21 protein-coding genes are annotated in these 26,986 nt (G+C 68.8%); 7 read left to right on the forward strand and 14 right to left on the reverse strand.

What is annotated here, in order from left to right; all coding sequences use genetic code 11:
* Window positions 1-143 precede the first annotated feature (143 nt).
* Window positions 144-1,397 (forward strand): DUF222 domain-containing protein, encoded by a 1,254-nt coding sequence (locus AB8M46_RS00940; RefSeq protein ID WP_394359271.1) that lies wholly within the window; start codon window positions 144-146, stop codon window positions 1,395-1,397.
* Between the two features lie 182 nt (window positions 1,398-1,579).
* Here the strand turns inward: AB8M46_RS00940 and AB8M46_RS00945 are convergent, their stop codons facing one another.
* The gene (locus AB8M46_RS00945) at window positions 1,580-2,197 is read right to left on the reverse strand and encodes a TetR/AcrR family transcriptional regulator (protein WP_394359272.1); all 618 of its coding nucleotides are present in this window, start codon (window positions 2,195-2,197) and stop codon (window positions 1,580-1,582) included.
* Between the two features lie 70 nt (window positions 2,198-2,267).
* On the opposite strand from AB8M46_RS00945, the gene AB8M46_RS00950 reads away from it, so the two are divergent.
* Window positions 2,268-3,014, forward strand: a complete 747-nt coding sequence (locus AB8M46_RS00950) for an ABC transporter ATP-binding protein (RefSeq protein WP_378416213.1) — start codon at window positions 2,268-2,270, stop codon at window positions 3,012-3,014.
* Here the strand turns inward: AB8M46_RS00950 and AB8M46_RS00955 are convergent.
* On the reverse strand, window positions 2,993-4,189 hold the full coding sequence (locus tag AB8M46_RS00955) for a DUF6986 family protein (protein ID WP_394359273.1): 1,197 nt from the start codon (window positions 4,187-4,189) through the stop codon (window positions 2,993-2,995). The genes AB8M46_RS00950 and AB8M46_RS00955 overlap by 22 nt on opposite strands.
* A gap of 4 nt (window positions 4,190-4,193) precedes the next feature.
* Window positions 4,194-5,771, reverse strand: coding sequence for a malate synthase A (gene aceB / locus AB8M46_RS00960; RefSeq protein WP_378427065.1), 1,578 nt, complete (start codon window positions 5,769-5,771; stop codon window positions 4,194-4,196).
* A 103-nt stretch (window positions 5,772-5,874) separates the two neighbouring features.
* Here aceB and AB8M46_RS00965 point away from each other — a divergent pair, with 103 nt between their 5' ends.
* Complete coding sequence (locus tag AB8M46_RS00965; RefSeq protein ID WP_038509785.1) at window positions 5,875-6,651, forward strand: IclR family transcriptional regulator; 777 nt, start codon at window positions 5,875-5,877, stop codon at window positions 6,649-6,651.
* Here AB8M46_RS00965 and AB8M46_RS00970 read toward each other — a convergent pair.
* The gene (locus AB8M46_RS00970) at window positions 6,641-7,372 is read right to left on the reverse strand and encodes a TetR/AcrR family transcriptional regulator (RefSeq protein ID WP_394359274.1); all 732 of its coding nucleotides are present in this window, start codon (window positions 7,370-7,372) and stop codon (window positions 6,641-6,643) included. The two genes, AB8M46_RS00965 and AB8M46_RS00970, sit on opposite strands and share 11 nt — an antisense overlap.
* A 110-nt stretch (window positions 7,373-7,482) precedes the next feature.
* Between AB8M46_RS00970 and AB8M46_RS00975 the strand changes: the two genes are divergently transcribed.
* A complete protein-coding gene (locus AB8M46_RS00975; RefSeq protein WP_394359275.1) occupies window positions 7,483-8,979 on the forward strand; it encodes an MFS transporter in 1,497 nt (498 codons plus the stop codon).
* A gap of 63 nt (window positions 8,980-9,042) precedes the next feature.
* Here the strand turns inward: AB8M46_RS00975 and ftsY are convergent, their stop codons facing one another.
* Window positions 9,043-10,347 carry a signal recognition particle-docking protein FtsY gene (gene ftsY / locus AB8M46_RS00980; RefSeq protein WP_037342253.1) on the reverse strand — a complete coding sequence of 435 codons (1,305 nt, stop codon included), beginning with the start codon at window positions 10,345-10,347 and terminating at the stop codon, window positions 9,043-9,045.
* 152 nt (window positions 10,348-10,499) lie between these two features.
* Between ftsY and AB8M46_RS00985 the strand changes: the two genes are divergently transcribed.
* The 3 genes from AB8M46_RS00985 (at window position 10,500) to AB8M46_RS00995 (ending at window position 13,895) form a co-directional block, all read left to right on the forward strand.
* Window positions 10,500-11,708 (forward strand): anhydro-N-acetylmuramic acid kinase, encoded by a 1,209-nt coding sequence (locus AB8M46_RS00985; RefSeq protein WP_394359276.1) that lies wholly within the window; start codon window positions 10,500-10,502, stop codon window positions 11,706-11,708.
* 9 nt (window positions 11,709-11,717) lie between these two features.
* Entirely contained in the window at window positions 11,718-13,301 is a 1,584-nt protein-coding gene (locus AB8M46_RS00990; protein ID WP_394359277.1) for a sodium:solute symporter, read from the forward strand.
* 90 nt (window positions 13,302-13,391) lie between these two features.
* On the forward strand, window positions 13,392-13,895 hold the full coding sequence (locus AB8M46_RS00995; RefSeq protein WP_394359278.1) for a DUF3455 domain-containing protein: 504 nt from the start codon (window positions 13,392-13,394) through the stop codon (window positions 13,893-13,895).
* 176 nt (window positions 13,896-14,071) lie between these two features.
* Here AB8M46_RS00995 and smc read toward each other — a convergent pair whose 3' ends face one another.
* From smc to kdpF, 9 genes are all read right to left on the reverse strand, one after another.
* On the reverse strand, window positions 14,072-17,671 hold the full coding sequence (smc, locus tag AB8M46_RS01000; protein ID WP_394359279.1) for a chromosome segregation protein SMC: 3,600 nt from the start codon (window positions 17,669-17,671) through the stop codon (window positions 14,072-14,074).
* Between the two features lie 88 nt (window positions 17,672-17,759).
* Window positions 17,760-18,047, reverse strand: coding sequence for an acylphosphatase (locus AB8M46_RS01005; protein ID WP_043848306.1), 288 nt, complete (start codon window positions 18,045-18,047; stop codon window positions 17,760-17,762).
* Window positions 18,048-18,300: 253 nt separating this feature from the next.
* On the reverse strand, window positions 18,301-18,864 hold the full coding sequence (locus AB8M46_RS01010; protein ID WP_394359280.1) for a hypothetical protein: 564 nt from the start codon (window positions 18,862-18,864) through the stop codon (window positions 18,301-18,303).
* A gap of 218 nt (window positions 18,865-19,082) precedes the next feature.
* Window positions 19,083-19,784, reverse strand: coding sequence for a response regulator (locus AB8M46_RS01015; protein ID WP_037342241.1), 702 nt, complete (start codon window positions 19,782-19,784; stop codon window positions 19,083-19,085).
* Window positions 19,781-22,366: a sensor histidine kinase KdpD gene (locus AB8M46_RS01020; protein WP_052120825.1), complete on the reverse strand. Its 2,586-nt coding sequence runs from the start codon at window positions 22,364-22,366 to the stop codon at window positions 19,781-19,783. Before AB8M46_RS01020 ends, AB8M46_RS01015 begins: the two co-directional genes overlap by 4 nt.
* Before the next feature lie 5 nt (window positions 22,367-22,371).
* Window positions 22,372-22,983 (reverse strand): potassium-transporting ATPase subunit C, encoded by a 612-nt coding sequence (locus tag AB8M46_RS01025; protein WP_394359281.1) that lies wholly within the window; start codon window positions 22,981-22,983, stop codon window positions 22,372-22,374.
* A gap of 4 nt (window positions 22,984-22,987) precedes the next feature.
* Window positions 22,988-25,081 carry a potassium-transporting ATPase subunit KdpB gene (gene kdpB, locus AB8M46_RS01030; protein ID WP_394359282.1) on the reverse strand — a complete coding sequence of 698 codons (2,094 nt, stop codon included), beginning with the start codon at window positions 25,079-25,081 and terminating at the stop codon, window positions 22,988-22,990.
* Window positions 25,078-26,748: a potassium-transporting ATPase subunit KdpA gene (kdpA, locus tag AB8M46_RS01035; RefSeq protein ID WP_394359283.1), complete on the reverse strand. Its 1,671-nt coding sequence runs from the start codon at window positions 26,746-26,748 to the stop codon at window positions 25,078-25,080. Before kdpA ends, kdpB begins: the two co-directional genes overlap by 4 nt.
* The gene (gene kdpF, locus AB8M46_RS01040) at window positions 26,748-26,849 is read right to left on the reverse strand and encodes a K(+)-transporting ATPase subunit F (protein ID WP_007031325.1); all 102 of its coding nucleotides are present in this window, start codon (window positions 26,847-26,849) and stop codon (window positions 26,748-26,750) included. The genes kdpA and kdpF overlap by 1 nt, the downstream gene beginning before the upstream one ends.
* Between the last annotated feature and the right edge of the window lie 137 nt (window positions 26,850-26,986).

A 26,986-nucleotide genomic window follows, 5' to 3' on the forward strand; every position in this document is an offset into this window, starting at 1 on the left:
TTCGCCATTTAGTCGACTGAATGCGAGTCGCTCAGGGTGATGCGGCGTTGGCGACTGTTTCACCCTTCAGTGTTGTCGATGCAAGTTGGCTTGTTGCTTAAAATTACGAACACGTGTTCGAATTCTTCGGGTATTATGGAGGGGTGTCCGAGACCTTCCTCCCCGAGTTGCCGCAGGAGCTGTGGCGCGCTGGCAAGCTGGAGCTTGCACATGGCGTGCAGCACGCTTTGCAGGTGATCCGGATCGCGACCGCCTGTCTGGGGCAGTTCCTGGCGGAGATCGAGTCTCGGGGCGCCAAAGACTTGTACGGGCACGGCAGCACGGCCAGCTGGCTCGCCGAAATCGCGGGACTATCGCGGGGTGAGGCGGGTCCGATCGTGAAGCGGGCCATCGCGTTGAACCCCACTCGGGCTTTGGATGGCACGGAGGTTCCGCCGGTCGCTCCCGCGACCGCCGCGGTCGCCGCTCAGGGGTTGGTCGGGGACGAACGGATCGATCAGATCCTGGAGATCTTGAAACGGCTCCCCGCCGACACCTCTGCCGAGGATCGGGAGAGCGCGGAGAAGATCCTCGCCGAGCTTGCCCCGAACGCCGGACCCCGCCAACTCGCCGGCGCCGAAGCGAAACTGCAGGGCTGGCTCAACCCCGACGGCAACGAACCCAAAGACCCCGAGCCTAAAGAACCACGCCGCGAAATCACCCTGGAACGCCGCAAAGACGGCTTCTGGAAACTCACCGGCCTCCTCGACGACGAGACCGGCGCCCGCACGGCGGCGGCGTTGGAGGCGTATGCGCGGCCGCGGCCGGTGGATGAGTTCGGCCAGGCGGATCTGCGGATGAAGTGCGAGCGCATGGGAGACGCCTGGGCCGAACTGCTCGACCTGGCGATCGCCTGCCCGGACCAGCCCGGAACCAGCGGCTATCGGACCTTGGTGCACGTCACCGTCGGACTCGAGGAGCTCAAATCCGGTCTCGGGACCGCCTGTCTCGATTTCGTGGGGACGATGACCGCGCGGGAAGCCCGGCTCGCGTCCTGCGATTGCCTGATGGTGCCGGTCGTGATGGGTGCCTCGGGTGAGCCGCTGGATATGGGACGCCTCCGAAGATTCGTCACCCCAGGCCAACGACGCGCACTCAACATCCGCGACGGCGGCTGCGCCTTCCCCGGCTGCCACCGCAAACCCAAGAACTGCCACGCCCACCACATTCACCACTGGGCAGACGGAGGACCAACCGACCTCCGGAACCTGGTCCTGCTCTGCGGGTTCCATCATCGGCTGATTCACCACGGTGACTGGGAAGTCCGCATGGCCCCCGACGGGTTACCGGAGTTCATCCCACCCCAGTATCGAGATCCGCTCCGACAACCTAGGCGCAACACCCTGCACCACGTCTGAACCCCGAAGAGCCCGTCGGCCACGCCGGCGACGGGCCCTTCGGCATGCCCGCAGTCGGTGACTTTGTGGATTTCGGGTCATCCAACGCCCCAAAATCCACACAGCCCATCGTGACCGGGCCGATCACGACCAAATCGAAATCCTCAGGACTCGTCATCGGCAATGAACCGCAAGCACAAGACTCAAGCCAGATAAGCCAGAGCCATCTCGGTCGTCTCACGCGCCCAAACGTCCCAGCTCAGCCCGTCGGACCAGAACCGGCCACTGGCGGCCCGGTGCACACAGGATCCGATGATGGTCCGGCTCGTCATCCGGATCGCCTCGTCCCGATCCGCCCGGCGGATCTCCTCGAGGCAAGGCTGAGCCGCCTCCACGAAATCGCGTTGGATCGCAGCGAGCGCTTGAAGGCCACGATCCCGCCCCTCGGCTCGCTGGCTGTCGAGCAACTCGGAGAAGATCCGGTCGTGGCGGGCGAATGTCCCTGCCAGCGCCCGGGTGAACGCGCCGACGACCCCGCGCAGCCCGGGCTCAGCGGAGCCGAGCGCTTCGCCGACACCGGATTCCAGCTGTCCGAGCAGCTGGTCTTTCACGGCGTACAGCAGTTGGTTCTTGCCGGAAAACCGGCGATAGATCGCCCCCACCGACATTCCCGCCTGCTCGGCGACCGCCGCGACGGTGAGCTCCTCGAAGCCCTGGCTCGCCAGAACGTGCTCGGCGGCGGCCAGCACCTTCTGCAGGGACTCCCGGCTGCGGGCTTGCTGCGGCGGCCGGAAGCCCTGATCGGCGGATGACTCACTCACCGGCCGGACGTTACCACAAACGCGAATGATAACTTCCGTTCGCATCTGTCTAGCGCGAGGAGGACTGCCCGTGGTGAGCATCGAGGTACAGGACGCCTACGTCGATTTCCCGATCTTCGACGCCAAGACCCGGTCGCTCAAGAAACGGGTGCTCGGCAAGGTCGGCGGCAAGATCGGCACCGGCGCGAAAGTCCCGATCATCGAGGCCTTGCAGGACATCTCCCTGTCACTGGGCGAGGGCGATCGCGTCGGTTTGGTCGGGCACAACGGCGCCGGGAAGTCCACGCTCCTGCGCCTGTTGTCCGGCATCTACGAACCGACGAGGGGCAGCGCGCGGGTCGTCGGGCGGATCGCGCCGGTGTTCGACCTCGGAGTGGGGCTGGATCCCGAGGTCTCGGGCCACGAGAACATCCTGATCCGCGGTCTGTTCCTCGGCATGAGCCGCAAGAAGATGGAGAAACGGGTCGACGACATCGCCGAGTTCACCGAGTTGGGCGACTACTTGCACCTGCCCTTGCGCACCTACTCCGCCGGCATGCGGGTGCGGCTCGCACTCGGCGTGGTCACCACCATCGATCCCGAGATCCTCATTCTCGACGAGGGTCTCGGCGCGATCGACGCGGCATTCCTCACCAAGGCACGCGAACGGCTGGTCGACCTCGCCCGCCGCTCGGGCGTGCTGGTGTTCGCCTCGCACTCCGACGAGCTGCTGCGCGAACTGTGCACCACCGCCCTCTGGATGGACGAAGGCCGGATCCGCGCCCGCGGCTCACTGGACGAGATTCTCGCCCGATATCACGCGGTCCTTCGCGCGTAAGCGTCCAACTCCGCCCGCGAAAACGAAAGCTCCCCCGTATCCACGGCACCGCAATCCAACCCCCGCAACAAGAAGCTCGCCAAAGCCTGCGCCGTCGCCGGTTCGTCCAACACTCCACGCCCGGTCTGGTCCGCATAATCCCGCAGCCGGCCCAGTGCAGCCGGGAAACCCTCGCGGAAGAACGCGTACGTGGCGGCGAACCGGGTCGGCAGCTGATGCGGATGCAGATCCCAGCCCTGATAGAAACCCCGCTCCAGCGAGCGCCGCACCAAACGCAGATGTTCGCGCCAGGCCGGGAGGATCGCGTCGCCGACGGGCAGTTTGTTCGTCGAGCCGTCCGAAAGCCGGACGCCGGTACCCGCGGCGGAAACCTGCATGAGCTGCTTGGCGAAATCGGCGGCCGGGTGTTCCATGCTCTGGTACTCGGCGCTGATCCCGAGCCCGGCGCTGTAGTCGTAGGTGCCGTAGTGCAGGCCGGAACAGCGACCGCGCGCGGCTTCGATGATCCGCGGGACCGCCACTGTCCCATCGATGTCCACAATGGATTGCGCGGTCTCGATCTGGACTTCGAACCGCAAGGCGCCCTCTGCCAGGCCGTACGCGGATTCGAGACGCTCCATGACGTCCGCCGCCACCTCGACCTGTTCGACGGCGGTCACCTTCGGCAGCGTGACGACGAAACCGTCCGGCAGCGGTCCGCTTTCCAGCAATCCGGCCAGGAAGAGATCGAGCGTGCGGATGCCGCGACGGCGGGTCGCGGCTTCGAAGCTCTTGAACCGGATGCCGACGAACGGCGTGCCGCCCGTGACGGCGAGGGTCCGCCCCGCGGCGAGCGCGATGGCGTCCTCTTCCTCGTCGCCGGGCCTGCCGAGGCCATCCTCGAAGTCGATCCGCAGGTCTTCGATCGGCTCCGTCAGCAGTTTGGTCCGGACCCGGTCGGCGATGTCGGCGTCCAGGCCCAGCTGGTCCGCGTGTTCGCCGAAGACTCGCAGGGCCTGCTTGCCCCAATCCGCCACGAGCCGCGTCTTGTACTGCGACGCGGGCACGTACACGGTGTGCACGGGCTGGCGGCCGGGCGGCTCGCCGGGGTACTTGGCCGCGACGCGCGCGTCGGCCTCGGCGAGGCGCGCGTCAGCGGCGGTGTAGACGTCCTCGGTGAGCCGCCCGTTCCCCATTTGTCTACTTGATCCGTTCGTAGGCGGGCAGGGTCAGGAAGTCCGGGAACTCGTCGGCGAGCGCGACCTGCTCGAACAGCTCGACGGCGGGCTCCAGCAGTTCCGGCTTGATCTCGGCGGCGAGTTCGCCGCGGACCTCGGCCAGTACGCCGCGCACCAGTTCGGCGGTGACCTTGTCGCCGGTGTCGAGCTGCGTGCCGTTGCGCACCCACTGCCACACCTGCGAACGCGAGATCTCCGCGGTCGCCGCGTCCTCCATGAGGTTGTGGATGGCCGCCGCGCCGTTCCCGCTCAGCCAGGAGGCGATGTAGCGGATGCCGACGTCGACGGCGGCACGCAGACCGGCCGCGGTGGCGCCACCCGGCGTCGAAGCCGCGTCGAGCAGCTGGTCGGCGGTGACGGACACCTCGTCGCGGGTGCGGTCGAGCTGGTTCGGCTTGTCGCCGAGGACCTTGTCGAACTCCTCGCGGCAGATGTCCACCATGCCGGGGTGCGCGACCCAGGAACCGTCGAAGCCGTCGCCCGCCTCACGGCTCTTGTCGGCGCGGACCTTGTCGAGCGCCGCGGCGGTGACCTCCGGGTCCTTGCGGTTCGGGATGAACGCGGCCATACCGCCGATCGCGAACGCGCCGCGCTTGTGGCAGGTGCGCACCAGCAGTTCGGTGTAAGCGCGCATGAACGGCGCGGTCATGGTGACCGAGTTGCGGTCCGGCAGCACGAACTTCTCGCCCGCGTCACGGAAGTACTTGATCACGCTGAACAGGTAGTCCCAGCGGCCGGCGTTGAGGCCGGAGGCGTGCTCGCGCAGTTCGTAGAGGATCTCCTCCATCTCGAAAGCGGCCGGGATGGTCTCGATCAGCACGGTCGCGCGGACGGTGCCGTGCTCGATGCCGAGCGTCTTCTCCGAGTGGGTGAAGACGTCGTTCCAGAGCCGGGCTTCGAGGTGGCTCTCCATCTTCGGCAGGTAGAAGTACGGGCCCTTGCCGCGGTTGAGCAGCTCCTGCGCGTTGTGGAAGAAGTGCAGGCCGAAGTCGACCAGCGCGCCGACCGCCTGGCGTCCGCCGAAGGAAAGGCCGCGCTCGTCGAGGTGCCAGCCGCGCGGACGGACGACGATGGTCGCGTGCTCGACGTCGTCCTTCAGCGCGTAGCTCTTGCCACCGCTCTCCAGCGTGATGGTCTCGCGGACCGCGTCGTACAGGTTGACCTGGCCGGAGACGACGTTCGCCCAGTGCGGCGTGTTGGCGTCTTCGAGGTCGGCGAGCCAGACCTTGGCGCCGGAGTTCAGCGCGTTGATGGTCATCTTGCGGTCGGTCGGACCGGTGATCTCGACGCGGCGGTCGCGCAGGGCGGGCGGGGCTTCGGCCACCTTCCAGTCGCCCTCGCGGATCTCTTTGGTCTCGGGCAGGAAGTCCAGCTTGCCGGTGGTCCTGGCCTCCTCGCGGCGCTTGCTCCTGGCCTGCAGCAGCTCGTCGCGGCGGGCGGCGAAGGCCTCGTGCAGACCGGCGAGGAAGGCGAGCGCCTCCGGCGTGAGGATTTCGTCCCCGCGCTCGACCGGATCGCCGAGCACCTGAGCTTCAGACATGAGTAACACCCCGAGTTCGGATAAATAACGTCCCTACGGTTTTACATGACGGACTATAGTTTCTGCATAGCGGAACATCAACGCCGACGTAAGGAGTACCACGGTGGCAGCGGAGAAGAACGGGCGCGATGGCGGCGTCCAGTCACTTCAGCGGGCCTTCGAGCTCCTCGAGCATCTCGCGGACACGGGCGGGGAGGCCAGCCTTTCGGAGCTGGCGACCCTGTCCGGGCTGCCGATGCCGACCATCCACCGGCTAATCAGGACCTTGGTGGATCTGGGCTACGTCCGGCAGAACACCAACCGCCGGTACGCGCTGGGCGCCCGGCTCATCCGGCTGGGCGAGAACGCCAGCATGCAGTTCGGCTCGTGGGCGCGCCCGCTGCTCGCGGAGCTGGTCGACGAGGTGGGCGAGACCGCGAACCTCGCCGTCCTGGAGCGCGACGAGGTCGTGTACGTCGCCCAGGTGCCGTCGAAGCACTCGATGCGGATGTTCACCGAGGTCGGGCGGCGGCTCCTGCCGCACGGCACCGGCGTGGGCAAGGCGATGCTCGCGCATCTGCCGTCCGAAGACGTCACGGCGCTGCTCGCCCGGACGGGGATGCCCTCCTACACCGAGCACACCTTCACCGACCAGGACGCGCTCCTGCTGGAACTGGCGAAGATCGCCCAACAGGGTTACGCGCTCGACGAAGCGGAGCAGGAACTGGGCGTCCGTTGCGTGGCCGTCGCGGTCCCGGGCGCGCCGGTGCCGGCGGCGGTCTCGGTGTCCGGGCCTTCGGGGCGCCTCACGATGGAGGCCGTCGAGCGGATCGCGCCCGTCGTCCAGCGGATCGCGACCTCGCTCGGCTCGACCCTTTCGAAGGACGGCGTCACCGTTTGAGCCTGGTCTCCAAACCGTCGAGCATCCTGTCCAGCCCGTAGCGGAACTTCTCGTCGCGAAGCCGGACAGGATCGGCTTCGTCCTCTCCCCTCGCCAGCATTTCCCGCTGGCGCGGGTGTTCGCGCGCGGCCTCCTCGACGGCGGGGCGCAGACGTTCCGCCCACTCGCGCTCGCTCTGACCACTCTTGGCGACGGTGGTGAGCCACGCCGCCTCCGTCGTCCCCATGCCGATGACGTAGGAGATGACCGCGCTGATCGCCTGATTCGCCTCGTCGCCGGGGAAACCCGCGCTCACGAAGACACCCAGCAGCCGCTCGTTGAGCCGCATGACGTTCGGCCCGAGGTACGACAGGCCGACCGAACCGAGCAGTGAAGCCACCCACGGGTGCCGCAGGATCATCGCGCGGACGCTTTCCGCCCCCACGACGGCCGCTTCACGCCACCGCGCCGGATCGTCGCCGTCCGGCACGGTGATCTCGCCGTAGACCTCGTCGACGACCAGTTCGATCAGCTCGTCGCGGTTGGCCACGTGCCGGTACAGCGAGGTCGCGCCCGCGTTCAGCGCGGTGCCCAGCCTGCGCATGCTCAGCGCGTCGACACCTTCGACGTCCAGGAGCCGGACGGCCTCGGCCACGATCTGCGCCTGACTCAACGCGGGCTGATCCCGCTTCCGGCGAGGGCGGGTCCACACCGACTGGATCGGCTGTTCATCGACTGACATACCGCCCACTTTAGCGCACGTAGTACCCCCTTGCGTACGCCGTTTCGTTCTGCGTACAGTGTGCGCATCAGTCGAACAACGTACGCAAACACTTCTCTGGGGGTTTCCCGATGAACGTGCCCATCCGCGATCCACGCCGCTGGTGGATCCTGATCGTCCTTTGCCTGAGCACGCTCGTGCTGGTCGTCGACAACATGGTGCTGACCGTCGCCGTGCCGCCGCTGGCCGAAGATCTCGGCGCGAGCGCCCAGGACACGCAGTGGATCCTGGACTCCTACATCCTGGTGTTCGCCGGTCTGCTGCTCACGTCGGGAAGCCTCGGCGACCGGTTCGGGCGCCGGAAGGTGATGATCGTCGGCCTCCTCCTGTTCGGGGCGGCCTCACTCGTCGCGGCGTTCGCCACGAACCCGCTCGAACTGATCGCGTCCCGCGCGGTGATGGGGGTCGGCGGCGCGCTGATCATGCCGAGCACCCTGTCGATCCTGATCACCGTCTTCGACGACGAGGAGCGCCGCAAGGCGATGGCGGCGTGGAGCGCGGTCGCGATGATCGGCCTGATCGGCGGCCCGGTGCTGGGTGGCGTGCTGATCGCGTGGTTCTGGTGGGGCGCGGTGTTCCTGATCAACGTGCCGATCGTCGTCATCGCGGTGATCGCCGCGCTCACGCTGATGCCCGAATCCAAGGGCCCGTGGCAGAAGCCGGACCCGCTCGGCGCCGTCCTTTCCGCGGCGGGCATGGTCTCGCTGGTCTGGACGATCATCGAACTGCCCAAGCACGGCCTCGCCGAAGCCGGAACCCTGATCCCGCTGGCGGTCGCGATCGTGTGCGTGACCGGCTTCGTGTTCTGGGAGCGGCACACGCCGTCGCCGATGGTCCCGCTGAAGCTGTTCCGCAAGCGCAACTTCAGCGGTGGCAGCCTGTCGCTCACGCTGGTACAGATCGGCAACGGCGGTCTGCTGCTGCTCCTGACCCAGTACCTGCAGTTCGTGCTCGGCTACACCCCGACCGAGGCGGGTCTCGCGTTCATCCCGATGGCCGTCGCGTCGCTGCTGTTCAACACCCTCGGCGCCACGCTGGGCCAGAAGATCGGCAACCGGGCACTGACCACGGCCGGGATGATCGTGATGGCGGGCGGCTTCGGCCTGCTCGCCACGATGTCGGCGAACGAGGGCTTCCTGTTGCCCGCGGCCGCGCTGTTCCTGCTCGGCGCGGGTGGCGGGGTGGCGATGCCGTCGGCGATCGCGGCGCTGATGGGCGAGGTCCCGGAGGAGCAGGCAGGCGTCGGTTCCGCGCTCAACGACACCATCCAGCAGCTGGGCGCCGCGCTCGGTATCGCGATCCTGGGCAGCATCGTGTCGAGTCTGTTCACGTCGCATATGCCCGCCAACGCCCCGGCGCAGGCGCGGCTTTCGATCGGGGACGCCTTCGCGACCGGTAACGACGGACTCATCGCCGCGGCCCGCGAGTCGTTCACCTCGGCGATGTCGACGACGTTCCTGGCGAGCGCGGTCGGTGTGCTGGCGGCGGCGGTGGTCGCGTTCCTGGTGATGCGGGACAAGAAGACCGCGCCGGTTTCGCCGGACGAGAACGTCCCTGTCACGGCCTGACGCGCGCTATGAAAGGTCCTTTCCTTGCAAATTTTGCAAGGAAAGGACCTTTCATAGCATCCGCTAGCTGCTGAGCAGGGCCTCCACGAACGCGCCCGGCTCGAACGGCGCCAGATCGTCCGGCCCCTCACCGAGGCCGACCAGCTTCACCGGCACCCCGAGTTCGCGCTGCACCTGGAAGACGATGCCGCCCTTCGCGGTGCCGTCCAGTTTGGTCAGCACGATGCCGGTGACGTCGATGACCTCCGAGAACACGCGGGCCTGCATCAGCCCGTTCTGCCCGGTGGTGGCGTCGAGCACCAGCAGCACCTCGTCGACCTTCGCCTGCTTCTCGACGACTCGCTTGACCTTGCCCAGCTCGTCCATCAGGCCGGTCTTGGTGTGCAGGCGGCCGGCGGTGTCGACCAGGACCGCGTCCACGCCCGCCTCGGTGCCGCGTTTGACGGCGTCGAAGGCGACCGCCGCCGGGTCCGCGCCCTCCTTGCCGCGCACGACCTCGGCGCCCACGCGTTCGGCCCACGTCTGGAGCTGGTCCGCCGCGGCGGCGCGGAAGGTGTCGGCCGCGCCGAGCACCACGGTGCTCCCCTGCGCGACGAGCACGCGGGCGAGTTTGCCGGTGGTGGTGGTCTTGCCGGTGCCGTTGACCCCGGCGACCAGCACGACGGCGGGCTGCTTCTTCCCGTCGACGGTGTGCGGCAGCGCGCGGACGGCCCGCACCGCGTCGGTCGACAGGGCGGCGGTCAGCACCTCCTGCAAGACCGCGCGCGCCTCCTCCGACGTCCGCACGGCGCGGCGCTTCAGCTCGTCACGAAGCCGCTCGACGATCTCGGTGGTCGTCGCGGCGCCCAGGTCCGCCATGAGCAGCGTGTCCTCGACGTCCTGCCACGAGTCCTCGTCCAGGTCGCCGGCGCCCAGCAGGCCGAGCAGGCTCTGCCCGAACACCGAACGGGATTTGCCCAGCCTGCCGCGCAGCCGCTCCAGGCGTCCGGTGGCCGGAGCGATCTCTTCGACGGGAGCGGGCTCGGGGGCCACTTCCTCGGCCGGTTCGGGGAGTTCGACGTCGCGCACCGTGCGCTGCGCGGAATCCCTCGGCACCGACGCGTCGTCTCCGACGGCGGGCTGGCCCTCGGTCTCGGGACGGTCCTCGACCGGGTGTTCGGGTTCGTCGGTCGCCTCTCCACCAGGGGCGAGCGCGATCCCGCCCGTGGCGGTATAGCCGCCGCCCTTCGGCTTCTCGACGACGTCGGCAGCCTTGGACTCGTCCAGGCTGATCCGGCGGCGGCGCGCGATGAGCAGCCCGGCCACCAGGACGGCGACCAGGACCACGACGGCAACGACAACGATCCAGAACCAGGGGGTACTCGACACGGCGCCATCCTCGCATCCGCACCGCGTCGCGCTCAGACGCCCCACGGGAAGGAAGCCGATCTTGTCAAGCACCCACTGGATAGGACTCATTTCGGACAAGAAGAAACGACCCCGCTTGCGCGCTCTCCGCTACGACGGATAAACCACTCCGAATGACGGTTCACTCCGGCACTGGGGTCCGGGTCATCGGGCTCATCTCCGGCACCTCGATCGACGGGATCGACGTGGCGGCCGCCGAACTGCGCGCCGACGGGGACACGGTGGTGCTCTCGCCGCTCGGCCAGCTCGAAGTCCCTTATCCCGAAACGCTCCGCGATGCCCTGCTCACCGCGCTCCCGCCGAATCCCTGCGACGCCGAGCAGCTCACGAAACTCGACACCCTGGTGGGCCAGGCCTTCGCGGAGGCGGCCGCGCGCGGCGTCGAGGAACTGGCCGGCGGCGAAGCGGACGTCGTCGCCTCGCTGGGCCAGACGGTGTTCCACTGGGTCGAGGACGGCGCCGCGCGCGGCACCCTGCAACTGGGGAATCCGGCGTGGATCGCCGAGCGCACCGGACTGCCGGTGGTGGCCGACCTCCGCGTGCGTGACGTCGCCGCCGGCGGGCACGGCGCACCGCTCGCCAGCACGATGGACGCGTTGTGGCTCAGGGAAATGGCCGCGCTCGGCCCAGTCGCGGCGCTGAACATCGGCGGGATCGCGAACATCACCGTGGTCCCCGCCGACGGTGCCGTTCTGGCCTACGACACCGGCCCCGGCAACGCCCTCATGGACATCGCCGCGCACCGCGCCACCGGCCGTCGTGCCGACATCGACGGCGCGCTCGCCCTGCGCGGCACCGTCCGGCCCGACCTGCTGGCGAAGCTCCTGCTCGACCCGTATTACGCGGCGGCGCCACCGAAATCCACCGGCAAGGAACTGTTCCACGGCGCGTACCTCGACGCGGCGCTGGACGGACTCCCGCCGGTCGGCGCGGAAGACCTCCTGGCGACGCTGACCGAACTGACCGCGGTGACGATCGCCGCGGAATGCCGTCGCCACGACATCGCCACGCTGATCGTCTCCGGCGGCGGCGCCGACAACCCGGCGCTGATGGCCGCGCTCACCAGGAACCTGCCGGGTACGGCGCTGAAGACCAGCGACGACCACGGACTGCCGCGCGCGGGCAAAGAGGCATACCTGACCATTCTGCTCGGCTGGCTGACGTGGTCGGGCGTCCCCGGGAACCTCCCGTCGGCGACCGGCGCCCGCGGCCACCGGTTGCTCGGCAGCATCACCCCGGGCGCGGGCCCCCTGCGGCTCCCCGCCCCGCACACCTCAACCGTGACCCGGCTACGGGTAGCGGCGAAGACCGGCGAGCGATAGGAGATATGGATGCGCGCACTTGACCTCGCGATCATCGGGCTTTTCCTGGTCGGCATGCCCCTGCTGGGCGTCTGGATCGGCGGCAAACAGAAATCCGGCTCCGACTACTTCGTCGGTGAAGGCAAGATCTCCTGGTGGGTGGCCTGCCTTTCGGTGGTCTCCGCGGAGACGTCCACCCTCACCGTGCTTTCCGTGCCGACGGTGGCCTACATCGCCACCCCCGGCGACGGCGGGATGACCTACCTCGCACTGGCCATCGGCTACATCGCGGGCCGGATCGTGGTGTCGATGGTGCTGTTGCCGCGTTACGTGGCGGGCAACCTGGTCACCGCGTACGCCTTCCTCGGCAAGCGTTTCGGCAGCGGGCTGCAGGGCACCGCGTCGGTGACCTTCCTGCTCACCCGCACGCTGGCCGACGGCATCCGGCTGTTCGCCACCGCGATCCCGATCAAGGTGGTGATGGCGGCCTACGGCCTGAACGTCTCGTACTGGACCATCGTGGTCGGGCTCGGCATCGCGATGGTGCTCTACAGCTTCTTCGGCGGGGTCCGCGCGGTCGTCTGGGTCGACGCGATCCAGATGCTCTGGTACATCCTCGGCGCGGTCGTGGTGATCTGGGCGATCTCCGGCAGGCTGCCGGACGGCTGGTTCGGCAAGGCCGTCGACGCGAACAAGTTCCAGATCTTCGACTTCTCCTCGAACATGCTCACCGGGCAGTACGCGTTCTTCACCGCGCTGATCGGCGGCGCGGTGCTTTCGATGGCCTCGCACGGCTCCGACCAGCTGATCGTGCAACGCCTGCAGTCCACCAACGATCTGCGTGCCGCCCGGAAGGCGTTGGTGGCCAGCGGTTTCGTGGTGTTCCTGCAGTTCGCGCTGTTCCTGTTCATCGGCGTGCTGCTGTGGGCGCTCTACAACGGGCTCGCCCCGACCAAGCCGAAGCCGGAAGGCCTCGGGCTGGCCAACAAGGACGAGCTGTTCGCGAACTTCATCGTGAACGATCTGCCGAGCGGCCTGTCCGGGTTCGTGATCGCCGGGATCCTCGCCGCCGCACTGAGTTCGTCGCTCGGCGCGCTGGCGTCGTCGACGGTGACCGACGTCTACGAACGGGTGATCGGCCGGGAACTCCCGGAAGCCGAACGGCTGAAGCACGGCCGGATCTGGACGATCGTCTGGGCGGGCGCGCTGATCCTGTGCGCGGGTTTCTTCGCCTCCTCCAACAAGACCTCGGCCGATCCGATCGTGGTACAGGCGCTCGGCATCACCGGATACACCTACGGCGCGCTGCTCGGCGCGTTCCTGCTGGGCCTGCTGTTCAAGCGGGCGAGGCAGGCGGACGCGATCGTCGCGTTCGTGGCGACGGTGATCGTGATGGCGTTCATCATCCTGGGCGTCAAGTTCAACAAACCGGACGGCAGCCTGATCGGCGTCGACTTCGGCAAGGCGTCGGGGAACACGGTGGCGCTGGCGTGGCCCTGGTACACGCTGTGCGGTGTGGTGATCACGCTCGTCGTGGGCGGGCTGCTTTCGCTGCGGCACGGGAGCGTGGACCCGCTGGCCGAACCGGACGTGAAGGAGCCCTCGCAAGTGTGACCTGAGTCATACTTCTGAACCGTCTCTCCCTTTCCTCCGTGTCGGCTTCGGGACCCGCCCGAAGACGGCGGGCGAGGAGAGGGAGAGACGATGAAACGAGCAACCGTGGCCATCGCCGTCGGCGCATTGCTGATCGGCGGTGGCACGACCGCGTACGCCGCGACGAGCACCGGCGTGCCGGACGCGATCAAAGTGCCGGAGGGGAACAAGCGCATCGCCACCTACCGGGGCGAGGGCGTCCAGATCTACGGCTGCACCAACGGGACGTGGGCGCTGATCCAGCCCGCCGCGACGCTGAGCCACCGCGGCCGGACGATCGCGCTGCACAGCAAGGGTCCGGTGTGGACGTCCACTGTGGACGGCAGCACGGTCGGGGCCGCGGCCGTTCCCGGCGCGTCCAACCCGAGACCGAACGCGGTGCCGGAACTGCTGCTCAAGGCCAACCTGAACAGCGGTGACGGGATCTTCGGCAAGGTCACCTACGTCCAGCGGCTCCGCACCCACGGCGGACTGGCTCCGGCGGGCACGTGCGCGAGTGGCGCACAGACGGCCGTCCGGTACTCGGCCGACTACGCCTTCTGGGTCGCGAAGTAGTGATGAGCGCGGTGGTCGTGAGTGGCAAGTGTCGTTCTAACCCCACTTACCACTCACGACCCCTCGACCCGGTGCGGCCTGGCGGAAGGCGGCGTTGCGAAAGCCACTTTCGCAACCCCGAGGCCGACCTCCGAGCGAGTGAGCATGGCACCTTCGCCGTGCCCCACGAATAAACGCTAGGCGGGAACCGGGTCCTCTTCGGACGTTCGCAGCCGCTGCGAGATCACCTTGGTGATGCCGTCGCCCTGCATCGAAACGCCGTACAGGGCGTCGGCGATCTCCATGGTCGGCTTCTGGTGGGTGATGATGATCAGCTGCGAAGAGTCCCGCAGCTGTTCCAGCAGCCCGATCAGCCGTCGCATGTTGGTGTCGTCGAGCGCGGCCTCGACCTCGTCCATGACGTAGAAGGGCGAAGGCCGGGCGCGGAAGATCGCCACCAGCATGCCGACGGCGACGAGCGACTTCTCGCCACCGGAAAGGAGCGAGAGCCGCTTGACCTTCTTGCCCGGCGGGCGCGCTTCGACGTCGACACCGGTGGAGAGCAGGTCGTTGGGCTGCGTGAGCACCATGCGCCCCTCGCCACCCGGGAACAGCACGCCGAACACGGTCTCGAACTCGCGCGCGACGTCCTCGTACGCCGACGCGAACACCTCGAGGATCTTTTCGTCGACCTGCTTGATGACGGCTTCGAGATCCTTGCGGGTGTCCTTGAGGTCTTCGAGCTGGGTCGAGAGGAACTTGTAGCGCTCCTCCAGCGCCGCGAACTCCTCCAGCGCCAGCGGGTTGACCTTGCCCAGGAGGCTCAGGTCCTTCTCCGCGCGCTTCGCCCGGCGGGCCTGGGTGTCGCGGTCGAACGGCATGGGCGGCGGCGGGGTGACGTCCTCGCCGCGTTCCTTGGCGGCCTCGTACTCGGCCATCTCCCCCGCGCTCGGCGGCACGGGAACGTCCGGACCGTACTCGGAGACGAGGTCCTCGAGACCGATGCCGAAATCTTCGGCGATCTTGGTTTCGAGCTGTTCGAGCCGCAGCCGCTGCTCGGCGCGCAGCACCTCGTCGCGGTGTACGGCGTCGGTGAGCTTCTCCAGTTCGCCGGTCAGCTCGCGGACCTTGCTGCGGACCTGGGTCAGCGCGGTCTCCCGCGACTGGCGCTGCGCCTGCGCCTCGTCCCGTTCGTGGGCGGCGCGCTGCACGGAGACCTCGATGCGCTCCAACGCGATCTCGCCGCCGTTGACCACGGCGTTGGCGATCTCGGCGCCGCGTTTCCGCGCGGCCCTGGACTTTTCGGCCCGTTCGCGGGCCTGCCGCTCGGCGTGCGCGGCCCGGCGGAGCGATTCGGCCTTGCCCTGGATGCTCCGCGCGCGCTCCTCGGCGGTGCGCAGCGCGAGCCGGGACTCCATCTCCTCCTGGCGGACCGTGCCGAGGTCTTCGGCGGCCTGGTCGCGCTCGGCGGTGTCCGGATCCTCGTCGACTTCCTGTTCGGCGACGGCGGCCAGCCGCTCTTCGAGTTCGGCGAGCTGCCGCAGCGCCTGCTCGCGGCTCTGCTCGACCTTGGCACGCTGGTTGCTCAGCCGGTCCATTTCGGCCTGTGCGGCACGCGCGGCCTGCTGCAGCCGGTTCAGCCGCTCGGAAGAGCGGGCCTTGCGGACCTTCGCGTCGCCGAGCGCTTCCTTGGCCCTGCCGACCTCTTCGCGCCGGGCGGCCTGCCCGGCGCGGGCGCCTTCGAGCTCCGCGGCGGTGCGTTCCAGCGCGCGCTCGGCGGCGTTTAGCCGGTCGCCCGCCTCGTCGACCGCGGCCTGCACCTCGATGACACTCTCGCTGCGAGCCGAACCACCGACCGCCCAGCGCGCACCGAAGACATCGCCCTCGGGCGTGACCGTGCTGACCTCGGGGTACACCTCGACGAGACGGCGCGCGGATTCCAGACCGTCCACAATGGCCACCCGGTCGAGCGCGTGCTCGACGGCGGAACGCAACGCGGGCGGCGCCGTGACCACTTCACGCGCCCAGCGCGCGCCCTCGGGCAGCGGCGGCCAGGTACTGGTGTCCACAGTGGATTCCGGGCCGCCGAGCAGAATGCCCGCGCGACCGGAATCGTTGTCCTTCAAGAACTTCAGCGCCGCGAGCGCGTCGGCGCCGCCGTTGACCGCGACCGCGTCGGCGACCGGGCCGAGCGCGGCGGCCAGCGCGACCTCGTGTCCGGCTTCGACGGTGAGCAGCGCCGCGACCGAGCCGAGCAGGCCCGGCAGTTCGTGCTGCGCGCCGAGCAGTGCGCCGGCGCCGTCCTTGCGCCGCAAGCCCATCGACAGCGCCTCGACGCGCGCCCTCTCCGACGCGATCTCGCGTTCGGCGGCCCGCTCGGCCTTGACCAGCTCTTCGACGCGGGCCTTGGCGGCGTTGTTGGCCTCCACGGCGCGATCGTGGTGGGCCTGCAGGTCGAGGTCGTCGGACTCCTCGACACCGCCTTCAGCCTTGGCCTCTTCGAGTTCCTCGACGGCGATCTCCGCGCGCTCGGCGGCCTCTTCGAGCGACACGGTGAGCCGGTCGATCTCGTCGGAGGTCGCGCCGTTCTTGCTGCGCAGCGCCTCGACCTGCCCGGTGAGCTTCGCGAGCCCTTCCCGGCGGTCGGCGATCGCGCGGACGGCGGCCATATGCGCGCGCTCGGCGGCCTGGACGAGATGTTCGAGCTGCTCACGCCGCTGGACGGTCTCCGAAAGCACCAGGCGTGCCTCGGCGACGGCTTCGTTGAGCTCCTGCTCCCGCTCGGCGACCTGCTCGGCCTCGGCCAGCAGCTCGTCGGGGTCGCGGCCGGTGCTCGCCTGCTGCACGTCGGACGACAGGTGTCGCTGGCGCTCCAGCGCAAGGCGAACCGTGCCACGCAGCCGCTCCGTCAGCGCGGACAGCTTGTACCAAGTCTCCTGGGCCGCGGCCAGCTTCGGCGCGTCCTCGGCGAGCGACGCTTCGAGCTCGGCCTCTTCGGCGGCGACGATCTCCAGCGCCTGCTCGACCTCGGCGCGGCGCTGACGGGCGACGCGTTCGTCGGCCTCTTCCTTGGCGATGCCCGCACGCTGGGTGACCAGGTCGTGGGCGAACAGCCGCAGCCGGGCGTCACGCAGTTCGGACTGCACCCACTGCGCCTTGCGGGCGATCTCGGCCTGCTTGCCCAGCGGTTTGAGCTGGCGGCGCAGCTCGGTGGTGAGGTCGCCGAGGCGGTCGAGGTTGCCCTGCATGTTCGCGAGCTTGCGCAGGGTCTGTTCCTTGCGCTTGCGGTGCTTGAGGACACCGGCGGCCTCTTCGATGAAGGCGCGGCGCTCCTCGGGCTTCGATTCGAGGATCGCCGAAAGCTGCCCCTGCCCGACGATGACGTGCATCTCGCGGCCGATACCGGAGTCCGACAGCAGTTCCTGCACGTCCATCAGACGGCAGCGGTCGCCGTTGATCTCGTATTCGCTCGCGCCGTCACGGAACATCCGGCGGGTGATGGAGACCTCGGAGTACTCGATCGGCAGCGCGCCGTCGGCGTTGTCGATCGTCAGGGTGACCTCGGCGCGCCCGAGCGGGGCACGGCCGGCGGTCCCGGCGAAGATGACGTCTTCCATCTTGCCGCCGCGAAGGTCCTTCGCGCCCTGGGTGCCCATGACCCAGCGAAGCGCGTCGAGGACGTTCGACTTGCCGGACCCGTTCGGTCCGACCACGCAGGTGATGCCCGGCTCGAAACGCAACGTCGTCGCCGAGGCGAAGGACTTGAAGCCCTTGAGCGTCAGGCTCTTCAGGTGCACGTCGTGCTGACCCCTCTGGCTGCGGGAACCGGTCGTTCAATCGGCCCAGGCTACCTGTGTGCTCACGGTGATCGTGGGACGCGGGGCCTCAGCGCTCCACGAACCCGCGGAGCCCGCCCTTCGCGGGCGACCAGCGTTCGACGACGTGGTCCACACTTCCGGGTGATTCCCCGGAGCGCAAAGCCGCCAAAAGCCGCTCACAGTGTTCACGATCACCCTCCGCCACCACCTCGACACGTCCGTCGGCCAGATTGCCCGCGCTGCCGACCAACCCCAGCTCAAGCGCCCTGCTGCGGGTCCACCAGCGGAAACCGACACCCTGCACCCGTCCGTGCACCCACGCGGTCAACCTGATGTGTGTTACTTCTTCACTCACGACCCCTATCGTGCACCATGTGGATGAACGCGGAGGGTGAACACGACGCTCGCTGTAGTTCGCAGACGGTGAAGCGGCGGTGATAATCTCCGCGCCGGGTCCCCACTTCGGGCTACCTCGCCCGGGTAGCCGAACTCCCCGAAGCCCCCCATCCGAGGAGCCAGCACATGCCCCGTCCCGACGGGTCTGATTCGAGCGCACGCGTGTCCGTGGCACCCCCGCGCGGCGCCACCGGCAAGCTCAACCGCGCAGGCTATGCCGTACTCGGCGTCAGCGGCCTCGTGGTGGCGACGGCCTTCGCCGCGATCGCCGAACTCGCGGGTCCCGGCGTGTCCGCCACCGCGGGCGGCACCGGAATCCCCGGCGGCGGGCAGGGCGTCGCCCCCGCCGGCGTCCAGCTGGTGCCGGGCAACGCCGTCCCCGGCGGCCCGATGACCGTCAGCGGCTCGCCGACCCCCGGCGCGCCGTCCAGCTCGACGGCGCCGCCGACCACGGTGACGTCGGTCGGCCCGGACGGCAAGGAGACGACGAGCGTCGTCGCCCCGCCCCCGCCGCCCGCGACGACCCCGGGCGGGGGTGAGCCGACGCGTACGGTGCTGCCGCCGACGACGCCGACCAAGCCGAGCTCGTCGAAGCCGGCGACGACTCCGCCGAGCACTCCGCCGGAGACCTCGACAGGGAGCCCGACGACCACTACCACCACAGGTGGGGGCTCCAGCTCCAGCGGCGCCCCCAGCGAGTCGACTCCGGGCCGGTCCAGCACCTCCGGCACCGACACCTCGACGAGCAGCGCCCAGTAAGCCTCACCGAACGCCATGAAAGGACCTTTCCTTGCAAATTTTGCAAGGAAAGGTCCTTTCATGGCGTTCGGGGGCGGGTTGACATCCGCGCGCTATGAACGGGACGTTCCTTGCCAAATTTGCAAGGAACGTCCCGTTCATAGCGTTCGGGGGTGCCGTCCGCGTGTCATGAAAGGGCCGTTCAGGACGAAAAACGTCCTGAACGGCCCTTTCATGACATCCGGGACCCGAGGGATCACATTTCGAAGCGGTACCCCATCCCCGGTTCCGTCAGCAGGTGCCGCGGCCGCGAGGGTTCCGGTTCCAGCTTCCGCCGCAACTGCGCCAGATACACCCGCAGGTAGTGCGACTCCGTCTCGTACGTCGGCCCCCACACCTCGTGCAGCAGCTGCTTCTGCGCCACCAGACGGCCGCGGTTGCGCACCAGCAGCTCCAGCACACCCCATTCGGTCTTGGTGAGATGGACTTCCTTGCCGTCCCGGCGCACCTTCTTCGCCGCGAGGTCGATCCGGAAGGATCCCGTGTCCACCACCGCGTCCGCACCGTCCACACTGGACGTGGCCGACCGGCGGACGGCGGCGCGGAGCCGTGCGAGCAGTTCGTCCATGCCGAAGGGTTTGGTGACGTAGTCGTCGGCGCCGGCGTCGAGGGCCTGCACCTTGTCGGCCGAGTCGCCGCGTGCGGAAAGCACGATGATCGGCACCGTCGTCCAGCCGCGGAGCCCGGCGATGACCTCGGTGCCGTCGAGATCGGGCAGGCCGAGGTCGAGCACGACGACGTCGGGTTTGGTCTCGGCGACGGCCTTCAGCGCGGCCGTCCCGTCGTGCGCGGTGATCACCTTGTAGCCGCGGGCGGACAGGTTGATCCGCAGGGCTCGCACGATCTGCGGTTCGTCGTCGACGACCAGCACGGTCGCCGACGCGTTGTCTGCGCTCATCGCACTCGCTCCTCCTCTTCGTTCTCGAGGCCCTCGTCGTCGAAAGCGAGGAGGCTCTTTTCCGGATCCTGACCAACATATGCGGGCAGCGAGATGACGACGGTGAGCCCGCCGCCCGGCGTGTCCTCCGCCCGGATCCGCCCGCCCATCGCCTCGGTGAACCCCTTGGCGACCGACAGCCCCAGTCCCACGCCGGGCACGCTGTCCCGGTCTCCCCCGAGCCGTTGGAACGGCGCGAAAGCCGAATCCGCGGTGCCCTTCTTGAGCCCGCGCCCGTGGTCGACGATACGCAGTTCGACGTGTTCGGAATGCGTGCTGGCGCGTGCCGAGACCGGTTCGCCGGACGCGCCGTGACGCAGCGCGTTGTCGATCACGTTCGCCACCACCCGTTCCAGCAGGCCGGGGTCGGCGCACACCGACGGCAGCCGCGAGTCGATCGCGACCACGACCGAATCCGAGTTGTCCACATTGGACAAGGCGTGCGAGACGACCTCGTCGTAGCCCACCGGGCGCAGGTGCGGGCGTACGGCACCGGTGGCCAGCCGCGAGGAGTCGAGCAGGTTGTCGATCAGCCCGGCGAGCCGGTCCGCCGATTCCTCGATCGCTTCGAGCAGCTCGTCGGTGTCCTCTTCGGACAGTGAGATGTCGGTCGCGCGCAGGCTGCCGATGGACGCTTTGATGGAGGTCAGCGGGGTGCGGAGATCGTGTCCCACGGCCGACAGCAACGCCGTGCGCAGTTCGGTCGCCTCGGCCTTGCGTTCGGCCCGGATGGCCGCCTTCGCCGTCCGCTGCTGCCGCAGGGCCAGCAACGCCTGCCCTGCCACGGCTTCCAGCACTCCCCGGTCCGACGCGGGCAGCGCGCGGCCCCGCAGGGTCAGGTGGACGTCGGCGGTGACGGCGATGTCGGCGTCGGCCTGATCCGGGTCCGCGCACGGATCCGTGCCGGCGTTCGCCACGCGCTTCCACTTCCCGTCCCGTTTCTCCAGCAGGGTCACCGAAGTCATCCCGAAGTTCTCGCGGACCTTCTCCAGCAGCCGCTCGATCGGGTTGGTGTGGGTGAGCACGGTCCGCGCGTACGACGCCAGCAATGCCGCCTCGGTCCGCGCCCGCGCGGCCTGCGTCGCGCGCCGGGCGGCGGTGTCGACGACCGCCGCGACGAGGATCGCCACGAGCACCATCGCGACCAGCGTGATCACGTTGCGCGGTTCGTGGACGGTCAGGGTGTACAGCGGCGGGGTGAAGAAGAAGTTCAGCAGCCCGGCCGAGACCACCGCCGCGAGCAGCGCGGGCCCGAGCCCGCCCGCGAGCGCGACCAGCACCGTCGCGAGGACGTAGTCGACCACGTCGGTGGAGAAGTCGAGGTGATCCCGCAGCAGGACACCGACCAGTGTCGCCAACGCGGGCAACACCAGCGAGAGCACCCAGCCGGTCAGCCGCCGCGAAGGGGTGAGCGGGCTGCGGTTGAACCGGGCGCGCAGCCGTCCGCCCGCTTGGGCGTGCGTGACCATGTGGACGTCGATCGGGCCGGACCGCTGGACCACGGCCGCGCCGATGCCTTCGTCGAACAGCCGCGCCACGCGTGACCGGCGTGAGGTCCCGACGACCAGCTGGGTCGCGTTCACGCCCTGCGCGAAGTCGAGCAGCGCGGTCGGCACGTCGTCGCCGACGACGGTGTGGAAGGTCGCGCCGACCTCTTCGGCGAGTTTCCGGTACTTGCCGACCGCCGTCGGCCCCATCCCGGCGAGCCCGTCGCCGCGCAGGATGTGCAGCACCTGCAGTTCGGCGCCCGCGCGGTTCGCGATACGGCTCGCGCGGCGGATCAGCGTCTCGCTCTCCGGGCCGCCGGTGATGGACACGACCACCCGTTCGCGGGCTTCCCACGTGTCGGTGATCTTCTGCTCGGCCCGGTACCGCTGCAGCGCGACGTCGACCTGGTCGGCGACCCACAGCAGCGCGAGCTCCCGCAGCGCGGTGAGGTTGCCGGGCCGGAAGTAGTTGCCCAGCGCCGCGTCGATCCGCTCGGCCGGGTACACGTTGCCGTGCGCCAGGCGCCGCCGCAATGCCTCGGGCGTGATGTCGACCAGCTCCAGCTGCTCGGCCCGCCGCACGACCTCGTCGGGCACCGTCTCCTGCTGGGTGACGCCGGTGATCCGCTCGACGACGTCGTTGAGGCTCTGCAGATGCTGCACGTTGACCGTGGAGAGGACGTCGATGCCGGCGGCGAGCAGTTCGTCGATGTCCTGCCAGCGCTTCTCGTTGCGCGAACCGGGCACGTTGGTGTGCGCGAGTTCGTCGACCACCGCGACCTCGGGGGCACGGGCGAGCAGCGCGTCGAGATCCATCTCCTCGAACTCGCGGTCCCGGTGCGCGGACCGGCGCCGTGGCACGATCTCCAGTCCTTCGACGAGCTCCGCGGTCTTCTTCCGGCCGTGCGTCTCGACCAGGCCGATGACCACGTCGGTGCCCCGGTCGAGGCGGCGTCGCGCCTCGCCGAGCATCGCGTAGGTCTTGCCGACGCCCGGGGCCGCGCCGAGGTAGATCCTCAGCTCACCCCGGCGCGGCTTGGTCGTGTTCTCGTCCACGTCTGTCAGTGTGCTCCTCCGGCCGCGTCGCGCACGGCCAAGTTGACCTTCAGCACATTGACGCCCGGCACACCGATCCCGGCGCCGCTCGTGTTCTCCGCGACGAGCCGCCGGACCTTCTCCTCGGACAGGCCCGTGTTCCTGGCCACTCGCGGGATCTGGAGGTCGGCGTAGGCGACGCTGATCGCCGGATCCATCCCCGAGCCCGACGCCGTCACCGCGTCGGGCGGCACCTGCGACTCCTGGACACCTTCGCGGGCGGCGATGAGCTTCTTGCGTTCGCCGATCGCGGCGACCAGGTCCTCGTTGTACGGGCCCTTGTTCGACGGACCGGACGACGACGGGTCGCCGGGGCCGAGGGCGTCCTTCGAGCCCGCGGACGGGCGGTTGTGGAACCACGGGTCCTTGGCGGGGTCCGCCGCGACCGGGTCGACGCCGATCAGGGCCGAGCCGACGGCTTGCCCGTCCTGGCTGATGATCGAGCCCTCGGCGTTGCCTTCGAGACCGGGGATGCGGGAGACCGCCCACACGCCGAGCGGGTAGACGACACCCAGCAGGACGGTGAAGACGAGCAGGACACGCAGCCCGGCGAGGGTCTGCTTCAGCAATGCGTTCATGGCGTTACCCGATTCCAGGGATGAGACGGACGAGCAGGTCGATCAGCCAGATCCCGAGGAACGGGCTGACGATGCCGCCGAGGCCGTAGACCAGCAGGTTCCGGCGCAGCAGCGCCGAGGCCGACGACGGCTTGTACCGGACGCCGCGCAGGGCGAGCGGGATCAGCCCGACGATGATCAGGGCGTTGAAGATGACGGCCGACAGGATCGCCGACTTCGGCGTCGCGAGCTGCATGATGTTGAGCGCGCCGAGCTGGGCGAAGATACCGGTGAACATCGCGGGCAGGATCGCGAAGTACTTCGCGAGGTCGTTGGCGACGCTGAACGTGGTGAGCGCGCCGCGGGTGATCAGCAGCTGCTTGCCGATCTCCACGATCTCGATCAGTTTCGTCGGATCGGAGTCGAGGTCCACCATGTTCCCCGCCTCCTTGGCGGCGGAGGTCCCGGTGTTCATCGCGACGCCGACGTCGGACTGCGCGAGCGCGGGGGCGTCGTTGGTGCCGTCGCCGGTCATCGCGACCAGCCGCCCGCCCTCCTGCTCCTTCTTGATCAGCGCCATCTTGTCTTCGGGTTTGGCCTCGGCGAGATAGTCGTCGACCCCCGCGTCCTGCGCGATGGCCTTGGCGGTGAGCGGGTTGTCCCCGGTGATCATGACGGTCTTGATCCCCATCGAACGGAGCTGGACGAACCGCTCCTTCATCCCGGGTTTGACCACATCGGACAGCCGGATCACGCCGCGTACGAACGCTTTCGCGCCGTCGTACTCCGCCACCACCAGCGGGGTCCCGCCCTGCTGGCTGATCTCGTCGACGACGCTTTCGGTCTCGTCCGGCATGTCGCCGCCGCGCTCGCGGACCCACTCGCGCACGGCGGCGGTGGCACCCTTGCGGACCTGCCGTCCGCCGATGTCGATACCGCTCATCCGGGTCTGCGCGGTGAACTCGACGAAGTCCGCGAGCTTCTCGTCGGCGGACGCGGTCTCCGCGAGCCCGTGCTCCCTCGCGACGAGTTCGACGATGCTGCGGCCCTCCGGCGTGCCGTCGGCGAGACTGGAGAGCCGCGCCGCCTTGGCGATTTCGTCCACAGTGGACTCGCCGACCGGGATCAGCTCGGTGGCCTTCCGGTTGCCGAAGGTGATCGTGCCGGTCTTGTCCAGCAGCAGCGTCGAGACGTCGCCCGCGGCCTCCACCGCGCGACCACTGGTGGCGAGGACGTTGCGCTGCACCAGCCGGTCCATGCCCGCGATGCCGATCGCGGACAGCAGCGCGCCGATCGTCGTCGGGATCAGGCAGACCAGCAACGCGGTCAGCACGATCACCGACTGCTGACTGCCCGAGTAGCCCGCCATCGGCTGCAGCGCCACGACGGCGAGCAGGAAGATGATCGTGAGCGTCGAGAGCAGGATCGTCAGCGCGATCTCGTTCGGCGTCTTCTGCCGGGAAGCGCCCTCCACCAAGGCGATCATGCGGTCCACAAAGGACTCGCCGGGTTTGGTGGTGATCTTCACGACGACGCGGTCGGAAAGCACCGTGGTGCCGCCGGTGACCGCGCACCGGTCGCCGCCCGATTCGCGGATGACCGGGGCCGACTCGCCGGTGATGGCCGATTCGTCGACGGTCGCGATGCCCTCGACGACGTCGCCGTCACCAGGGATGACCTGTCCGGCCTCGACGACCACCAGGTCGCCGACGCGCAGGTCGGCGCCCGGCACGGTCTCCTCGTCGCCGTCCTCGGTGAGACGGCGCGCGACGGTCTCCTTCTTGCTGCGCCGCAGGGTTTCCGCCTGCGCCTTGCCCCGGCCCTCCGCGACGGCCTCGGCGAGGTTCGCGAACAGGACGGTGAACCACAGCCAGATCGTGATGAGGATGGTGAACACGCTCGGGTCGGTGATCGCGAAGACCGTGGTCAGCGCCGAGCCGATCCACACCACTAACATGACCGGGTTGCCGAGCTGGTGTTTGGGGTTGAGCTTGCGCAGCGCCTCCGGGAGCGAGGTCAGCAGCTGGCGCGGGCTGAAGATCCCCGCGCCGACCCGGCCGGTGTTCTCCACGTGGTGCTGGGAGATCTCCTCCGGGGTGCGTTCTTGAGTCATGGTCATGCGAGTGCCTCTGCGATGGGCCCGAGCGCGAGCGCCGGGATGAAGGTGAGGGCCGCGACGAGCACGATCGTGCCCGCGAGCATCGTGCCGAACAGCGGCCCGGTGGTGGGCAGCGTGCCGGCGGTCTCCGGAACCTTCCGCTGGGAGGCGAGGGATCCGGCGAGGGACAGCACGGCGAGGATCGGGATGAACCGGCCGAGGAGCATCGCCACCGACAGCGAGGACTGGAACCAGTCGTTCGTCACGGTGAGCCCGCCGAACGCGCTGCCGTTGTTGTTGCCCGCCGAGGCGTAGGCGTAAAGGACTTCGGAAAGGCCGTGCGCGCCCGAGTTCGTCATGGCGGCCGGGGTGTCGGCCAGCATCAGCGCGACACCGGAGCCGAGCAGGACCACGGTCGGCATCGCCAGCATGGAGACGGCCGCGCAGGTAACCTCGCGTTTGCCGAGTTTCTTCCCCAGGTATTCCGGCGTCCGGCCGACCATCAGCCCGGCGAGGAACATCGCGATCACGGCCATCACGAGGATGCCGTACAGACCGGTGCCCACCCCGCCCGGCGAGATCTCGCCCAGCAGCATGTTGAGCAGCGCGCCTCCGCCGCCGAGCCCGCTGTAACTGTCGTGCGCGCCGTTGACCGCGCCGGTCGACGTGCCGGTGGTGGCGTTGGCGAACAGCGAACTCAGGCCGATGCCGAACCGCTGTTCCTTGCCCTCCAGGTTCGCCCCGGCGGCCAGCGACGCCGGCCCGCTCGCGTTGGCTTCGGACAGCCAGGTGACCGCGAGCATCGCGGTGAACAGTCCGGCCATCACCGAAAGCAGGACGTAACCCTGCCGGGTGTTGCCGACGAGTTTGCCGAACGTACGGGTCAGCGAGACCGGGATGACCAGGATCAGGAAGATCTCGATCAGGTTGGTCCAGGCGTTCGGGTTCTCGAACGGGTGCGCGGAGTTGGCGTTGAAGATACCGCCGCCGTTGGTGCCGAGTTCCTTGATGGCCTCCTGGCTCGCGGCGGGCGCGAGCGCGATCTTGCTCGTGCTGCCGTCCGGGTTCAGGACGTCGACGCCGCTCTTGAGGCTCTGCACGACGCCGAGCGCGATCAGCGCGATCGCCGCCACGAACGCGATCGGGAGCAGGATCCGGATCGTGCCGCGCGTCAGGTCCACCCAGAAGTTGCCGAGGCGGTCGGTCTTCGAGCGGACGAAGCCGCGGACGACCGCGATGGCGACCGAAAGGCCGACGGCGGCGGACAGGAAGTTCTGCACGGTCAGGCCGGCCATCTGCACGAAGTGACCCATGGTCGCTTCGGGGCTGTAGGACTGCCAGTTCGTGTTCGTCACGAAGCTGACGGCGGTGTTGAAGGCGACCGCCGGCGAGACCGGTTCCTTGCCGAGGCTCCACGGCAGGATCGCTTGGAGCCGTTGAAGCAGGTACAGGAAGACGACGGAGACGAACGAGAAGCCGATCACGGCGGACGCGTAGGTCTTCCAGTGCTGTTCCGATCCGGGGTTCACCCGGAACAGGCGGTACAGGCCGCGTTCGGCCTTGGTGTGCTTCTCGACAGAAGACACAGTGAAGACGCGCGCCATGTAATCGCCCAATGGCCGGTAGACCACGGCGAGCGCGACGAGGAGGAGGCCGGCCTGCAAGAGGCCGGCCATCGTGTCTGACATCAGAATTTCTCCGGCCTGACCAGTGCGATGAACAAATAGACGATCAGCCCCAGCGCCAGCAGTCCGCCGACGACGTTGGCCACGGCTCCCGTGCCGGTCACAGCTTTTCCAGACCGCGAAGGGTCAGGGCGAGAACCACGAATACGCCGATCAGGAGCACGGCGTAGAGCAAGTCGGCCACTAGGCACCTCTCAGGACAGGTCACCCCATCGGCGACCAGGACCTCGCAACACTGCGC

Source organism: Amycolatopsis sp. SB7-3, from assembly GCF_041021335.1.
Classification (GTDB): Bacteria; Actinomycetota; Actinomycetes; order Mycobacteriales; family Pseudonocardiaceae; genus Amycolatopsis; species Amycolatopsis japonica.

Bases quoted from the DNA above. Each gene is read 5' to 3' on its own strand.
- kdpA (WP_394359283.1), bottom strand. From the start codon at position 26,748: ATGTCAGACACGATGGCCGGCCTCTTGCAGGCCGGCCTCCTCCTCGTC.
- AB8M46_RS00985 (WP_394359276.1), top strand. From the start codon at position 10,500: ATGACGGTTCACTCCGGCACTGGGGTCCGGGTCATCGGGCTCATCTCC.
- AB8M46_RS00955 (WP_394359273.1), bottom strand. From the start codon at position 4,189: ATGGGGAACGGGCGGCTCACCGAGGACGTCTACACCGCCGCTGACGCG.
- kdpB (WP_394359282.1), bottom strand. From the start codon at position 25,081: ATGACCATGACTCAAGAACGCACCCCGGAGGAGATCTCCCAGCACCAC.
- aceB (WP_378427065.1), bottom strand. From the start codon at position 5,771: ATGTCTGAAGCTCAGGTGCTCGGCGATCCGGTCGAGCGCGGGGACGAA.
- AB8M46_RS00995 (WP_394359278.1), top strand. From the start codon at position 13,392: ATGAAACGAGCAACCGTGGCCATCGCCGTCGGCGCATTGCTGATCGGC.
- AB8M46_RS00975 (WP_394359275.1), top strand. From the start codon at position 7,483: ATGAACGTGCCCATCCGCGATCCACGCCGCTGGTGGATCCTGATCGTC.
- AB8M46_RS00970 (WP_394359274.1), bottom strand. From the start codon at position 7,372: ATGTCAGTCGATGAACAGCCGATCCAGTCGGTGTGGACCCGCCCTCGC.
- AB8M46_RS01010 (WP_394359280.1), bottom strand. From the start codon at position 18,864: ATGGCGTTCGGTGAGGCTTACTGGGCGCTGCTCGTCGAGGTGTCGGTG.
- AB8M46_RS00990 (WP_394359277.1), top strand. From the start codon at position 11,718: ATGCGCGCACTTGACCTCGCGATCATCGGGCTTTTCCTGGTCGGCATG.
- AB8M46_RS01025 (WP_394359281.1), bottom strand. From the start codon at position 22,983: ATGAACGCATTGCTGAAGCAGACCCTCGCCGGGCTGCGTGTCCTGCTC.
- AB8M46_RS01015 (WP_037342241.1), bottom strand. From the start codon at position 19,784: ATGAGCGCAGACAACGCGTCGGCGACCGTGCTGGTCGTCGACGACGAA.